We start from the raw sequence: 14,873 nt of genomic DNA, 5'->3' as shown, positions 1-14,873 counted from the left end.
GGTCCCGCCGGAGCACCGCAATAGTATACGGAGGGGGGGGCATCAAATCAATAGAATTTTCTAATCTATGAGGATTCCACGACCTTCTGCCTTACTCAATGACAGAGCCGGAGCTTTCAAAGGGTGGCTCCAGGTCCGGGGTCAGGCTTGCAACGTTGCAACCTTCCGGACTAGTTACAACTTTGCTAGACTGACCCCAGCTTCTCCCGCTTGTGCCGTCACGCAAACCATGCTAGATTGAGCACAGGTTTCAGTACTTGATTCGATACCAAAGGAGATACCATGAACGCGATACCGGCACAGGAATTGAAGCGACGCGGCATTGCCGCGGTAGACGACCTGATTGCGAAAGGTGACGTGCATGTGATCAGGAACAACAAGCCGCAATACGTCGTTCTCTCCGAGGAGCGTTACCAGGAGTTGGTTGCGGAGGCAGGTCAGGCGTACCTGGCACGAGTTCGGGCGTCTCTCGAAGACGTCAAGGCTGGCCGGGTTCACAAGTTTGCTTCCGTCGACGACCTTCTCAATGCACTCGATTCGGATGAACCGTGATGTATCGCATTGTTACGACCGATAGTTTCCTGCGCACCGCGCGCAAATTCTTTCGGAAGCACCCCGATCTTCGGTCGCGCTTCGCCGACATCCTAGGCGAGCTTCAAAAGGAGCCTTTTCAACCAGCTCTCGGGCTGCATCCCCTCCAGGGAAAACTCACCGGTTGTTATGCGGTCCGGTTGACCTACAGCTTCCGCGTAACCCTTACCATCGTCATTTCGGAGCAAGAGATCACCCTCCTCGACATCGGCAGCCACGACGAGGTCTACCGCTGAAGCCTGCCCCCAGCTTCTCTGCACGACGAGGTCTACCGTTGAGCCCACCCTGGTCCGATTGACCAAAGCCGTTGTTTTCTTGACTCAAATTAACGTCGCTGGTAGGATGCGCCGACTGCCGAAGACGTTGTGGGAGCGCCCTTCGCGGCGCGATCGAAGTCCAGCACCGGATGCCCTCGCCCCCTCCCCCGTTGCACCCGTCCGCGGTCCCCATTCGCATTACATTTCAATTCCAGCTCCCCTCTACCTCCGGAACTTTAAACTCAGGAAGGATTGCCCGGTGAACTACGAGAAAACGAGTATCAACAGAGGCTACACCAACAGGATTCTGGCCATCGATCTCTCCAACGGCACGATCGAGATGCCCCAGCTCGACCCCAAGGTCCGCGACTACTTCATCGGTGGCCGCAGCCTCGGGCTGTACCTGCTGCACCGCTCCATCCCGTTTCATACCCGGGCGACCGATCCGGCCAACCCGCTGATCCTGGCGAACGGGCCTTTGGGCGGCATCCCCCAGTTCCCCGGCACCGCCAAGGCGATGGCGGTCTCGCTTTCTCCGCTCACCGGCGTTCCCGGCGTCTCCAACTTCGGCGGCTACTTCGGCGCCTTCCTCAAATACGCAGGCTTCGATGCCCTCAAGGTCACCGGCAAGGCCAACCAAGACACGATGATCGTCATCAACGGCTTCACCAACGAGATCACCATCGAGGAGGCGCCGACCGACGACGAATCCTTCGACCTGGAGCGGCACATCGCCGAGCGCTTCACCGCGGCCGGCTACGAAAAGCGCAACATCGCCTTCATGTCGACCGGGACCGGCGCGGCCCACACCAACTACGGCTGCATCAACAGCCACTACTTCGACGTCACCAAGCCGACCCCGACCGGCCGCGGCATCTTCCGCACCAAGCAGGCCGGGCGTACCGGAATCGGCTCGGTCATGAGCGACAAGCGGCTGAGCGCCATCGTCGTCCTCGCCCAGTACCCGCAGGGCGAAAACCCTTACGGCGCGGCGGACTGGGAAAAGGTGCGCAACGCCGGGACCCGGCTGCACAAGATCGTCAAGGAAGTCGACCCGCAGCAGCTCAAGATGCACCGCAAAGGGAGCGTCGGGCTGATCACCTTCATGAGCAAGGAAGAGTACCAGTCCCTGCCGGTCAACAACTACCAGGGGGGCTCCGACCCGCGCGCCGCGCAGATCTGCGGTAAGCACTACGCCGAGCACCTCTTCGAGCACCGCGGGATGGACGGCTGCTTCCCGGGATGCAACCTGCAATGCAACAAAGGGGGGTGGGTGACTCTGGTCTCCGGCAGCCACCAAGGAGAGCGCGTCTGGGTCGACGGCCCGGAATACGAGACGGCGGCCGGCTTCGGCTCCAACCTCGGTATCTGGAACGCCGAGTTCATCATGGAAGCCAACTGGCACTGCGACAACTACGGCATCGACACCATCACCACCGCCACCATCATGGCCTTCATCATGGAATGCTTCCAGCGCGGCTACTTGACCACCACGGACAGCGATGGCGTGGAACTGGTCTGGGGGAACGAGGCGGCGGCGCTGACCTTCATCCACCAGGTGGCGCGCGGCAAGACCGAAATGGCGCGCTTGGCCGGCAAGGGGATGCTCGAACTGGAGCGCTGGGTGGTAGAGCGCTACCAGCAGCGTACCGGCCGGGACGCGACGGCCGAGCTCAAGGTCTTCGCCATGCAGACCAAGGGGCTCCCCTTCTCCTTCTACCGGACCCACCGCTCCCTCTCCATGCAGGGCTCCTACGCCGCGGCGAGCGACATCGGCGCCCACCATGCCGCGGCCTGGCTGATCAAGGTGGACCTCCTCGGGGCGTTCCCGACCTTCCAGGAGAAGGCAAAGGCGCTGATGACCTACCCGCGGGTCCGCCTGGGCAACGACAACCTCGGCGTCTGCAAGCTCCCCTGGGTCGACGTCTTCAATCCGGATTCCGCCAAGTGCGCCAACGCCGACGTCTACATCAACCCGGCCTCGCAGGAGATCTATGCCGACTTCTACAACGGGATTCTCGGGACCGACCTCAACTGGGAGGAGATCTTCGAGCAGACCGACCGCGACATCAACCTGCAAAGGGTGATGAACGTGCTCCGCTACGGCGAGGCGACCGCAGGCTATGACTGGATTCCGGACCGGGCCATCGGGCCGACCGAGGACGCGCTGTACGAGACGGAAGCGGCCTACAACGACGGCGAGGTGGCGAAGATCCTCGGCAAGAGCGTCGAGGAAGTGCAGGCGATGCCGACCACCGGGAAGCGGACCCTGCTCATGGAACACCGCAAGCAGGAGCTGCGCCGCCTGGTGCAGATCTACTACGAAGAGCGCGGCTGGACGGACCAGGGGGTTCCCAAGGTGGAGACCCTGCAGCAGCTTGAGTTATGGGACCACCTGGGGAGCGAGGCCCAAGAGCAGCTGAGCACGCTCCTCTAACAGCGAATATCGTAGACAGGTGCCACAAGCCCCGCCGGCAACGGCGGGGCTTGTGCATTTCTTACGCTACCCAACAGCCTCCGAGTGGGCATCGGATGTCCGCATGACCGCGTCGGTAGGAGCGACATTTTTGTCGCGAGACTTGGAATCGTCCTCCCCTGGTAAAAAAGGCGTGTTGCATCAGTAGGGGCGCAGCATGCTGCGCCCATCTCCTTTGCATTTGCCCTCGCCCTACCGCATCCCTTATTTTTCCCAATACTGAAAAACGGAAAAAGCCCCTGCCGAAGCGGGGGCTTTTCCATTATTGCGAAGGTGTCCCATAGGCGGCTGCAGCCGCCAATGGCTTACAGGATCACCCCGGCGATGGCGTAGGCCACGAGGGTGGAGGTGCCGACGCCGATGAGCCCCGGGATCATGAAGCTGTGGTTGAGCAGGTACTTCCCGATCCGGGTGGTGCCGGTGCGGTCGAAGTTGATGGCCGCGAGGTCGCTCGGATAGAAGGCGAAGAAGAAGTAGGCGTAGCTTGCCGGAACCAGCCCCAAAAGCAGCGGGATCGGAAGTCCCAGGGCAACGCCGAGCGGGAGGGTGATCGCCAGGGTGGCCGCCTGGCTTTTAACGAAGGCCGAGATGCAGAAGGTCGCGATGCCGAAGGTCCAGGGAGCCATCTTCACCATGATGCCGATGTTGTCGACCAGGAACTTCTTGTTGGCGGTGATGAAGGTATCGCTCATCCAGGCGATCCCGAAGATGGAGACGACCGCGATCATCCCGGCGATGAAGACGCTGGAGTGGGCGATTTCCTTGGCCTTCACGTCACCCAGGAACATGATGAAGGCCCCGTAGGCGAGCATGACGAACTGGACGACCGTGGTCATCGGGACCGGCTTCTTGTCGAGCCCTATCGGCAGCAGGTTCGGGCAGACCGCGAAGAGGATGATGGTGGCGACGCCGGTGAAGAAGAGGAGCACGGAAAGCTTCGCGGTGATGGAGATCTTCTTGTCCAGGGTGGTAACGTCGGCATCGAGGGATTTGCGGAAGTCGGCATCTTTCAAGCGGTCCTGGAATTCCGCATCCTTGTCCAGGTCTTTGCCACGGTTGAAGCTCCAGGCGGCGGCGGCGAGAACGCCGACTATCCCGGCCGGAACGGTGACCGAAAGAATGTTCATCAGGGTTACCGGATGGCCGACTTTGGCTGAGAATCCCAGGAAGAAGGTGACCGCCGCGGCGACCGGGCTCGCGGTGATTCCCATTTGCGACGCCACCGAGGAGATGGCCATCGGGCGTTCCGGACGGATGCCGGTTTTGATCGCCACGTCGGCGATGACCGGAAGGAGCGCATAGACGGCGTGACCGGTCCCGACGCACATGGTGAGGGCAAAGGTGGATAGCGGGGCCAGGATGGTGACGAACTTGGGATGGGCGCGCAGCATCCGCTCGGTGAGCTGCACCAGGTAGTCGAGGCCGCCGGCCACCTGCAGGGTTGCCGAAGCGGTTACCACCGCCAGGATGATCAGCATGACCGCGATCGGGGGATCGGACGGGGAATCGCGGAAACCGATGCTGAGCACGGTGACGCCGAGACCACCGATGAGACCGAGGGCGACGCCGCCCCGACGGATGCCGACGAGCACCGCGCCGAGAACGAGGGCGAATTGGATCCAGAACATTGCCATGGGACACCTCCAAATGCTTTTAACGAGTCGTGAGCGGGTTACGCTCTAATTCCTTACCCGTACTAGAGCATGGAGAATGCCAACGGCCGTCCAACGACATAACTAGCCGTTTTTAAACGCGTTAGGCAGCCACGAGCCCGGCGGCCGGCACCCGGGAAATCATAACCGGAGGTTATAAACAAAACGGCACGCCGCACAAAAGAGCCTGTAATATAAAGGCTTTTTTGCGCGTCATGCCGTGAGGTTATGGTTATAACCAGAGGTTATAGTTCGAGGGCCGGTTGGTACAGCATTAACCCGGGTTTGCAGTTCCCCTTTGACAAAGGGGGATTTGGTTCTGAGGTTTTGTTTAACCGGAAGGACCTTCACCAAGCACCTTAAGAGATGATCTCCCCTGTCCCCGGTCTATACACCTTTGTCAAAGGGGGGTGTTATCGGAGCTGTGTCAGTACTCACCCGCGGTCTACTCTCCGCTCTTCAGCATCTTCAGCCGCTTGGAAAGGGCCGGCTGCGAGATCCCGAGGAGCCGTGCCGCCAGGGTCTGGTTCCCACCGGCGCGGTCCATCGCCTCCATCACCAAAAAACCGGCCGCGGCACTGAAGGTGGGAAGCTCGGGAAAGCCGGAGAAGGGATTCTTGCGGGGAGCCTGGCGCACCACCGCCGTCCCTTCCCCCTGGCCCCGCCCCACTGCCTTCACGAAGCTCGCCGTCGACAAGGGCCCTTCCTGATGCAGGCTCACGGCGTCGAAAACCATGGCCTTGAGCTCCCGGACGTTGCCGGGGAACTCGTAGCCCGCCAGCAAGGGAGCCAGATCCCGGGCGGGATGGGGCTTTTTCTTGCCCAGGGTCCGGGCCGCCTCGGTGAGGAAGTGATCCAGCAGCAACGGGATGTCCGCGACCCGTTCCCGGAGCGGGGGGATCTGGACCTGGTGGGTGCGCAGCCGGAAGTAAAGGTCACGGCGGAACTTCCCTTCTCTCTCCTTTGCTTCCAGGTCCTGGTGCGTGGCGACGATGACCCGCGCCTTGAGGCGTTTGGGTATATCGCAGCCGAGCGGGAAGAATTCCCCCTCCTGGAGCAGCCGCAAAAGCTTGACCTGCGACGGGATGCTCAGGTCCCCGATCTCGTCCAGGAACAGGGTGCCGTCGGCGGCCTCCTCCACCATGCCGCGGCGCATGCTGTCCGCGCCGGTGTAGGCGCCCCGGACGTGTCCGAACAGGGTGTCCGCAAAAACGGTATCGTCGAGGCCGGCGACGTTCACCGTCACCAGTTTGCCGCGGCAGCCGCTCAGCTGGTGCGCCGCCTGGGCGATCAGCTCCTTCCCTACCCCACTCTCCCCCTGGATCAACAGCGGCTGGGGGCTGTTCGCCACCGCCTCGATGTAGGAAAAGACGGCGAGCATGCCACGGTCCCCGGTAACGACGGAGCCAAAGGCCTCGGGGTGGCGCAGCCCTCCGGAAGCCAGCCGGCTGGAAAGGGCGCGGTAATCGCGTTGCATTTCCTGCATCCGGACGGCGCGAAGCACGCCGCCGACGATCCGGTCCTCCTCGTCGGTCTTGATGAAATAGTCGAAGGCGCCGAGCTTCATGCAGCGGACCGCCGTTTCGAGCTGGTTCAGCCCGCTCACCACGATTGCGGTGATCTCGGGATGGCATTCGCCGATCCGCTTGAGCAGTTCCTCGCCGCAGAGATACGGCATGGTCAGGTCGAGGAGCACCAGCCCGATACCTCCCTGGTCGAGGATCCCCATCACCTCGCGGCTGTCCTGGCAGGTGGTGATGTTGGTCAACCCGGCGCAGCTTCTCAAGGTCAAGGAAAGGGACTTCAGCCAAGCCGGCTCGTCGTCGATGAGCAGGATGCCGAAGTCGGGATAGGTCGGCACGGTCATGCGGTTCCCTCCTTGGTGGCAACGGGGAGCGAAAAGGTGACGCTGCTCCCCAGGCCCAGGATCGAGTCGAAGGAAAGCTGCCCGCCGTGCTCCTTGACGATCCCGGCGGATACCGAAAGCCCGAGCCCGGTGCCGCCGCTGTCGCGCTTGGTGGTAAAGAACGGGTCGGTCAGCCGGGAAAGGTTTTCCGGCGCGATGCCCACCCCCTCGTCACGAACCACGACGATTGCGTTGTCGGTACTGCGGTTGTACCGGGTGCTGATCATGACCCCGCGGTCGGCATCGGGGAGGGCCTGACAGGCGTTCAGCACCAGGTTCACCACGACCTGTTCAATCCGTTGCGCGTTACCCCATACCTTCGGGAGCTCCTCGTCCAGCTCCACCTGGCAGCGGTTGGTGGCCCGGCGGATAGTCGGCTCCACCAGGCGCAGGGCGGTCCGGATCACCTCGTTGAGATCGACCAGCATCTTGTCGCCGGCGTCGTCACGGCGGGCGAAGTCCTTCAGATCGTTCACGATCCGCTTGATGCGCTGGGCCCCTTCCTGCATCTCGTCCAGCATGCGCGGTATCTCGGTGGACATCTCACTGTAGGGAACGCCTCCCAGGAGAAAATCGCCTTCGCTTTGGTAGTGCTGGTTCAGGATGGCGGCGGTGTCGCGGTGGGCCCGTTTGAGCAGCGGCAGGTCGAGGAGAATCAGCCCGGTCGGGTTGTTGATCTCATGGGCGACGCCGGAGACCAGCACCCCCAGCGCCGCCATCTTGTCCGCCTGCACCAGCTGCTGTTGGTTGAGACGCAGCTCCTCTTCGGCGTGCTTGCGTTCGGCGATCTCCCGGGTCAGGTCGCCGGTGCGCAGCGCGACCTGCCGGTGCAGGGTGCGCGACCAGAGCGCGAAGGTGCCGAGCAGCAACACCAGCGGGACGACCACGATGGCGCCGTACTTGATGACGGTGGTCCAGTTGATCCGGTCCGGTTCCAGCACACCAAGCCACTTGTTATAGAGAGCGTCGTACTGCCCGTTCTTGCGCAGGATCGCCATCCCCTCGTTGAAACGGGAAAGGAGCTCGTCGTTTCCTTTTTTGACCGCATATCCGTAGCGATGGGTGGCGACGTTGCGCACCGCCGGGAACACGTTGGAAAGCTTCAGCTCCCGGATCAGGTACATCCCCGGGACGATGGCAACGATGGCGTAGTCGGTCTTGCCCGCGGCGACCATGCGCAGCGCGTCGGCCGGGGTCGGGGTGAGCTCGATGCGCCCGGTAAACCCGGAACGGACCAGGTAGTCGTGCATGATGCCGCCGCGATGGACGGCGACCGATCTTCCCGCCAGGTCGGCGAGCGAGTTGGCCGGCGGAGAGTCGCGACGGGCGAAGATGGCATGGTTCACCATGGAGTGGGGGAGCGAGAAATCGACCTCGGTGCCCCGTTCCTCGGAGTGGGACATCCCTTCCAATACGTCCACGGAGCCGTCCTGGAGAGCGCGGCGCATTTCCGACCAGCCGCCCAGGCGGAACTCGACCCGCATCCCCATGACCTCGGCGATGGCCCGGGTAAGTTCGACGTTGAAACCGGAGGGCCGGCCGTTTTGGTCCAGGAACTCGTAAGGCGGGTAGTCGCGGTCGCCGCCGACGACGATGGTGCGGGTCGAGGAGGGATCGGGCTCGGCGGCGGTCGAGGTCACAGCCAGGCTCGCTACCGTGAGAACCAGCGATGTTATAGCAATGAGGAAAGCTCTCATAGTGAGGGTTCTTCCTGTCATAGGATAGAGCAAGATCAGATACAGCAGATGAGTGAGAGTTCGTACACCATACCTTATTTTAATCTGATACGCCATCGGCAATGAGCTTCCTGGACGGTACCGGGAGTTACCAGGAAAGTGCCCTCATTCCCAGGGTCCACCCCGTGAACGCATGCGCCCCAACCATTCGGATAACCAGGAGCTTTCCGGCTCCGTGTTCGGCGGCGGGTCGGGCGCTCGTTATGCCGGTGGTGGGTTTGGTGCAGACAACGGATAGGTGATCCGCCGCCCCTCGACCCGGGCCATCGGCGTCAGGGGGTGGGGCTTGGAACTGGTGCTGGATATGAGGTCGATCACCGCTACCCCCCGGACGATGAGCGCATCGGCGATGAGCGAACGGTGGCAGCGCCAGGGGACGGTCTCGGCGCACATGATGGCGGTGGTCATGTCCCGCGCCAGATGGATCAGCCTGGTCAGGGCGGCGACGAACTCAGGTGTCTGCATGTAATCGGCAAAGCCGCGGAACGAGGCATTGCGCCACCCGGCGTTGTCCGGGTCCGGCCGTACGTGCCGGCGCCAGCCGCCCAGTTCCTTGAGGTGCAGGTATTTGATCCCGCGAATCCGGAGGTAAGGGCTCAGCACGTCCTTTTCGAACTGCGGGTTGTGGCGCGAACGCGGCACGGCCCGAACGTCCACCAGCCGCCGGATCCCGTACTGCTGCAGTATGGCCAGGAAGGCATCGGCGCTTAAAGTGCCGTGACCGAGGGTATAAACGGTAACGACCACCGGCCCCCCATCTGGCATTTCCCCCGATTTCCTTCCACGACTGCCCGGCATAATATCCCCTCCCGCACCGGTCTTTTATCTGCATGCTACCAAAAACCAGCCCCAATGTACCAGCAGGGGTACCTTGGGGGTACAGGAGCGGCATTCCTGCCGCGCTTCCGGGTACTTTGGTCCCGGAATGCCGCTCCTACCCCGGCCAATGCACGGTAACCACTAGCTGCGGACATGGCTCGGCTGTGGCATGGGGTGATTACTGCCGGGTGGCCACGATTTCAACGGCGGCATAGTTCCACTGGTCCGCGGTGGGAGCGTCGTCGTGAATGTCAACCAGACCGCTCACGGTGGACGGTGCCGCGGTTGACTGGACCCAATAGGTATCACCGGTGCTGGAATCGAGACGCTGGTGGACCAGCACCTGCCCGGTGGATGGGCTCCGGGTTACCGCGTTGTCCCAGTCGTTTCCCACGGCAAAGACCCAGCTTCCGGCGGCGACCCCCGGAAGGTAGATATCTGGAGCACCGGACGGGGCGCTGGCCTGACCGACAACTCCCGGTCCCGATGCGTTGGTGAAGGCCACGACAACCAGGGACCCGTGATACCCGGTAACACCCGGCTGGGAAAGGACGGTGGCGTTGGAGAGCTGGGTCGACGCCTTAGCCACCCAGATCTCCGAAGTGCCGTGTTGCACGTTGGACCTCTTAAGCAGGGTCCAGGTCAGCCCCGCACCGCTAACGGTGGCGGTCTGGGGGGCGTTCGACGGCCCGTCATACGCGACGAAGGCAACCAGTAGATCCGAGGCGGTCGTCGTCGAGAAGGCCGGCGTGGTCATGGTGTTGCCAGCGTCACTGAATACGGTGGCATCGATCCCAATGAGGTTGGCGGGGTGGGAGTTATCGACGGTGACGGTAACCGGAGCCGAAGTGCCCGTAAGGAAAAGGGCATCGGTTGCCGTAGCGGTTATCTGGTGCTGCCCCTGGCTTAATCCAACGGTATCCCAGTAGGCGAGATAGGGCGGAGCGGTCAGCGGAGGACCGATCGCAACGCCGTCCACGTAAAACTGCACCCCGGTAATGGCAGCCGAGTCGGCAACCGTCGCGGAAACGATCACGGTCGCCGATACGGTCGTGCCGCTGGCCGGGCCGGTAACGGTAACTACCGGAGGCTGGGAGGTGCCGGCATTGGAGACGGTGAGCCGTGCCACCGACGACGTCCCGGTCCTGCCGCTGGAGGGATCGACGCTCTGGGCGGCAAGCCAGTGCACCCCGTTAGGAACCGTCGTGGTGTCCCACCCCAGCTCGTACGGGGAAGCGGCAACCGGGGCACCAAGAGGCTGCCCGTCCAGCAGGAATTGGACCGGGGCTCCCGTACCGGTGGTAGCGCTGAGGGCCACGCTGCCGGAAACGGTACTCAGGTCGGCCGGTGCGCTCCAGGAGACTACGGGTGGCGCAGGGAGGACCGGGGAAACCAGTTGCTGTGCGGTGACGCTGTTGCCCGCGATGGTAAGGAGGACATCGGTCTCATTGTTGCTCTTGTCACTTTCGGAGAAGAAGTTGTCCGGGTCCACGATGGCCCGGAACCAGTAGGTGCCGTCCGGGACGTTGGCCAGGGAGATGTTCTGCCCCGGGTCGGTCTGGTCATACTCGTCCACGGCGCCGATGTCCAGGCCGCGCAACGAGGTCGGGTCGGTGCAGGGGCCGAGGTTCCCCAAAGCGCCGGCATTGGGGAGCGCGGGAGAGTAGATGAAGGAGTCGTTGATGCAAAACTCGATCTTGGGGCTCACCGCGACCGGCGCACCGATACCGCCGCCGGGGGCAACGGAGTAGAGCCCGTACATGGTGAACGGGAAGTGGAAATGGGCATGGTCGGCGGAAAAGACGAAGGCGCCGGCAAGCGGAATCTGCTGCGCCACACTCCAGGTCCCGCCGCTGAGTTGGTAGATGTACTGAGTGCCCTGGTAGGTCCCGGAGGCGGGATTGTAGCTCGGCTGGATCACCAGGGGGCCGCTCCCGCCGTTGTACGTGTCATGGGTGTACTGCAGTACCCGGCTTGAGCCGGTACCCACGACCGAGATCTGGCCCGTCGGGATGATGTCGCTCAGGTCCGGGTAGTTGAGCGGCGGCGGTGCGGTCGCCGAGGCGGCGAAAGCGACACCGGAAACGTTGGATCCGTTGATCGTTACGGCTTGGGATGCCGGCGTGAAGGAGAACCCGCTCTTGCTCGGGGTGATCGTGTAGCTGCCGTTGTTCAGGCCGGTAAAGCTGAAGGTTCCGGATGCGTCGGCCGTCGTGTTTCCAACCGCAGTACCGCTCAGGGTCAGCAGGGTGCCGCTGCCGCCGGAAGCCGGTGCAATCGAGCCGGTTATCGAGTAGGTTGTCACGGCAGTCGCGGTGAAATTGGCAGTGACGCTCCCGCTGGAAATGGTGATCGGCTGGGACGCAGGGGAAAAGGTGAACCCGGCCTTGTTCGGGGTCACCGTGTAGCTTCCGGTGGAGAGGGAGGTGAAGCTGTAAACTCCGGACGCGTTGGCGGTCGCGGTAAGGGAGAGCGCGTTGGGGCCGCTCAGGGTGACCAGGGACCCCGCGCCGGCCGTCGCCGGGGTGATGGTGCCGATAATCGAAGCGGTTGCCGTGAAGGGGGGAAGAGACAAGGCAGCCCCATTCACCGTCACCCCGGGTAACCCGGTCGGGGAAAAGGCGACGCCGCTCTTGGCGGGATTTACGTCATAGGTCCCGTTCGGGACGGCGGCAAAGAGATAGGTACCCGTACTGTCGACGGTGGCGGTGGCAACCGCGTTCCCGTTCTGGGTGAGCGCCACAACCGCCCCGCTCCCCAGGGAGGCGGGAGTGACACTCCCGGAAATGCTGTAGGTTGAAACGCTGACGGGGGGCAAAATCTCGGCGAGGGTGAGGTTGTAGCGGTCGGTGGCGGGCGCGGTGTCGTTAATGGTTACCGTAGTCGCGCTGGCGGGGTTGGTGCTCGATTGGCGCTGGACCCAGAAGGTGTCCCCGGTAGTGGCGAGATACTGGTTGACCATCGTCTGATCGGTGGGCACGGTGCGCGCCTGGGCACGATCCCAATCGTTGCCGACGCCGAAAACCCAGGAACCGGGGCGTGAGCTCACCAGGCTCGCGGTGGGGGCCCCGGGATTGGCGTTGCCGCTGCCGGTCGCGCCTACCGCTCCGGAGCCGTTGGTTCCACTGGGATCGACCCCGGAGAAGGTCACCACGGTTAGCGACGCAGCCACCCTCTGCGAGAGATTGGCGCGGACCGTGACATTGGAACGGGTCGTCGGAGCGAAGGCACGCCAGATTTCGGATGTTCCAAGCTGCACGTTGGTCCGCCGCACCAGCACCCAAGTGAGCCCTCCGGCGCCCGAAACGCCGGTCACCTGGATCCCCGGGGCCGAGGCGTCGGTAGCGATGAAAGCGAGCAGCAACTCGTTGGACGACCGTGTCGAAAAGGAAGGTGTCGTGATGCTTGTCGAAGGGGATGACTGGTTGCGCACCGCGGTCGCATCGATTGCTATCGCTCCGTGCACCGGGACGGCCGAGGCAACAAGAACCCAGAGCACGGCACCAAGGGCGGCAAGGTTTCGGAAAAGGGTGACACCGGGGGTCCGGATGGGCGTTCCGGCGTCTGCCGCGAAATTCGCGGCGGGTGAAGGCGTACCGGAAATGAACCGGCTTTGGTTCGAGACGTTCATGATAAACCTCCATTGCGTGCGTCGGCGGTTCCCCCCATTCCAACACCCTCGTCGGATCCACCCGCCACCGGAAGCAGATGGAGGCAAAGACACCCGAACCGGCCAGCAGCCGGTGGAGGTAACTCCGCCTCCGGACCTTGGCGGCCCAAAGCAGCTGCCGAGACCGAGGCCCACCGGTGACAAGGAAGGTAAAAAAACAGCCGGGCCGCCGAAGGTGTTGCGTTCTTCGGCGGCCCGGCCATCTTCTCAAAATCTTGAGGGAGACCCTTGGCTTTCCGTCCCCGCCTTGCAGACGGAGTTGGCTTTATCGGAAGAAAGAGAAACGCGGCAGATTTACCGAAAGTTTCACACCGGCGGACGGGGTGTCAAGATTGGCCGGTCCGGCGCCCCGGTAAGACCTGCCCGGGCAGTCAGCCCCATCTGGTGCGAAATGGCGGTCTAGGCCGCGCCGTCCACCCCGGCAAGTTCCATGATGAGACCGCCCGTGGCCCGGCAGACCTCGGTGGCGAAGCAGAGGTTCAGGGTCTCGATGGTATCGGTGGGTTGGTGATAGTGCGGGTTGCGGAAGTTGGTAGTGTCGGTCAGCATCACGGACTTGAAGCCGTTGTCCCAGAACGGGGCGTGGTCACTGCGGCGGGTGTCGGGGATGCTCTCCCCGTTTCCCGGCACCGCCAGGATCAGGTACGGGAGCGGCACCTGGTACCGGTCGATCACCCCGGCGAACTTCAAAAGCATCGCAATCGAGTTCTCGTTCCCCACCGCGGCGATGAAGTTGCCGACCTCGGAAACCTTGAACGGTATCCCCTCGGGAGCCGTCTGGACGACGTCGTCCCCGGCGTAGGCCACCGATTCCAGCACGATGGCCCCGTTCACCCGCCACCCCATCTCCCGCGCATGGTTTGCCAGCGCCAGGCTCCCCCTGGTCCCCGAAAGCGGTTCGTCGTCGCGGGCGTTCTCTTCCAGGTTCACCGCGATGAAATCGACGGTTCGCTCGAACCGGAACGGCCGGAGTGCGGCGGCAAGCTCCAGCAGCAAGGCGATGCCGCTGGCATTGTCGTCGGCCCCGGGGGTCTGGGCGACGGTATCGTAATGGGCGACCACCAGCACGCGCTCATCCGGGTAAAGCGTCCCCGGGAGGGAGGCCATCAGGTTCCGGTACTTCGCCCCGCTGTCCTGGAACCAGAGGTCGTTCACCTCGTAGCCGGCCCCTTTAAGGTTCTGCTCGATGTACGCTGCCGCCGCTTCCAGCGCCGACGGCGCCGCAACCGGGTGCCGAGGTCCCTGCAATGCTTCGATGTGGCTTCTGATCCTGCTGCTGCAGACCTGCCCTACCAGTTCCTGGAATGAATCCACTACGTTCTCCTGTGCCTGCCGCGCCGTATTTCCACCGGCAGGCGGCATTGCGTTCCAACTGCAAACCCGCACTGGATGTGCATCGGCAGCGCCTTACCAGGTGAATTCATATCAAGAATCGTGCCGCAGCCGCAGCGGCAAGGCCCGCAGCTAAACCACCGTTTTCATTAACTGCCGACAGGTGAGCGGGGGTAGGGCCCGATGGGACCTGCTGTCCATTTTGTTACAGGCCGCCCCGACTGCAGCAACAAAGGTCTGCGATAACCGACGGTTACCGTGTCGCTGTAACATTTTGGACAGTCCATTTTGTTACACCCTTTTACGGGGGGAAAGTTTGATGGTGCGTCGCCCCTGGTACCCTGCCCATCCTCGTTCCCAAGGTCCACCTTAGGAGCGAGCCGAGCCGAATACCGGCAACGTCCGGAAGAACAAAAAAAGGCCTCATGGCCGTT

The 14,873-nt window shown here is 62.9% G+C and carries 9 protein-coding genes and 1 riboswitch; of the genes, 3 read left to right on the top strand and 6 right to left on the bottom strand.

What is annotated here, in order from left to right; genetic code table 11:
- Positions 1-282: 282 nt before the first annotated feature.
- From JFN93_RS09960 to JFN93_RS09950, 3 genes are all read left to right on the top strand, one after another.
- Entirely contained in the window at positions 283-552 is a 270-nt protein-coding gene (locus JFN93_RS09960; protein ID WP_199383920.1) for a type II toxin-antitoxin system Phd/YefM family antitoxin, read from the top strand.
- A complete protein-coding gene (locus JFN93_RS09955) occupies positions 552-827 on the top strand; it encodes a type II toxin-antitoxin system RelE/ParE family toxin (RefSeq protein WP_199383919.1) in 276 nt (91 codons plus the stop codon). Before JFN93_RS09960 ends, JFN93_RS09955 begins: the two co-directional genes overlap by 1 nt.
- Before the next feature lie 280 nt (positions 828-1,107).
- Entirely contained in the window at positions 1,108-3,285 is a 2,178-nt protein-coding gene (locus JFN93_RS09950) for an aldehyde ferredoxin oxidoreductase C-terminal domain-containing protein (RefSeq protein WP_199383918.1), read from the top strand.
- Positions 3,286-3,629: 344 nt separating this feature from the next.
- On the opposite strand, the gene JFN93_RS09945 is transcribed toward JFN93_RS09950, so the two are convergent.
- From JFN93_RS09945 to JFN93_RS09920, 6 genes are all read right to left on the bottom strand, one after another.
- Positions 3,630-4,958, bottom strand: a complete 1,329-nt coding sequence (locus JFN93_RS09945) for an anaerobic C4-dicarboxylate transporter (RefSeq protein ID WP_199383917.1) — start codon at positions 4,956-4,958, stop codon at positions 3,630-3,632.
- Between the two features lie 463 nt (positions 4,959-5,421).
- Positions 5,422-6,843 carry a sigma-54-dependent transcriptional regulator gene (locus JFN93_RS09940; RefSeq protein ID WP_199383916.1) on the bottom strand — a complete coding sequence of 474 codons (1,422 nt, stop codon included), beginning with the start codon at positions 6,841-6,843 and terminating at the stop codon, positions 5,422-5,424.
- Positions 6,840-8,579, bottom strand: coding sequence for a transporter substrate-binding domain-containing protein (locus JFN93_RS09935; RefSeq protein WP_236021624.1), 1,740 nt, complete (start codon positions 8,577-8,579; stop codon positions 6,840-6,842). Before JFN93_RS09935 ends, JFN93_RS09940 begins: the two co-directional genes overlap by 4 nt.
- Before the next feature lie 240 nt (positions 8,580-8,819).
- Complete coding sequence (locus JFN93_RS09930; protein WP_215907730.1) at positions 8,820-9,383, bottom strand: DUF488 domain-containing protein; 564 nt, start codon at positions 9,381-9,383, stop codon at positions 8,820-8,822.
- Between the two features lie 232 nt (positions 9,384-9,615).
- The gene (locus JFN93_RS09925) at positions 9,616-13,068 is read right to left on the bottom strand and encodes an Ig-like domain-containing protein (protein ID WP_199383914.1); all 3,453 of its coding nucleotides are present in this window, start codon (positions 13,066-13,068) and stop codon (positions 9,616-9,618) included.
- A gap of 225 nt (positions 13,069-13,293) precedes the next feature.
- A riboswitch (cyclic di-GMP riboswitch) is annotated at positions 13,294-13,381 on the bottom strand.
- Between the two features lie 125 nt (positions 13,382-13,506).
- Positions 13,507-14,421 carry a M28 family peptidase gene (locus tag JFN93_RS09920; RefSeq protein WP_328753814.1) on the bottom strand — a complete coding sequence of 305 codons (915 nt, stop codon included), beginning with the start codon at positions 14,419-14,421 and terminating at the stop codon, positions 13,507-13,509.
- Between the last annotated feature and the right edge of the window lie 452 nt (positions 14,422-14,873).

The sequence above is a fragment of the Geomesophilobacter sediminis genome (assembly GCF_016458275.1).
GTDB lineage: Bacteria > Desulfobacterota > Desulfuromonadia > Geobacterales > Geobacteraceae > Geomesophilobacter > Geomesophilobacter sediminis.
This window is presented reverse-complemented; position numbering and strand designations above follow the sequence as displayed.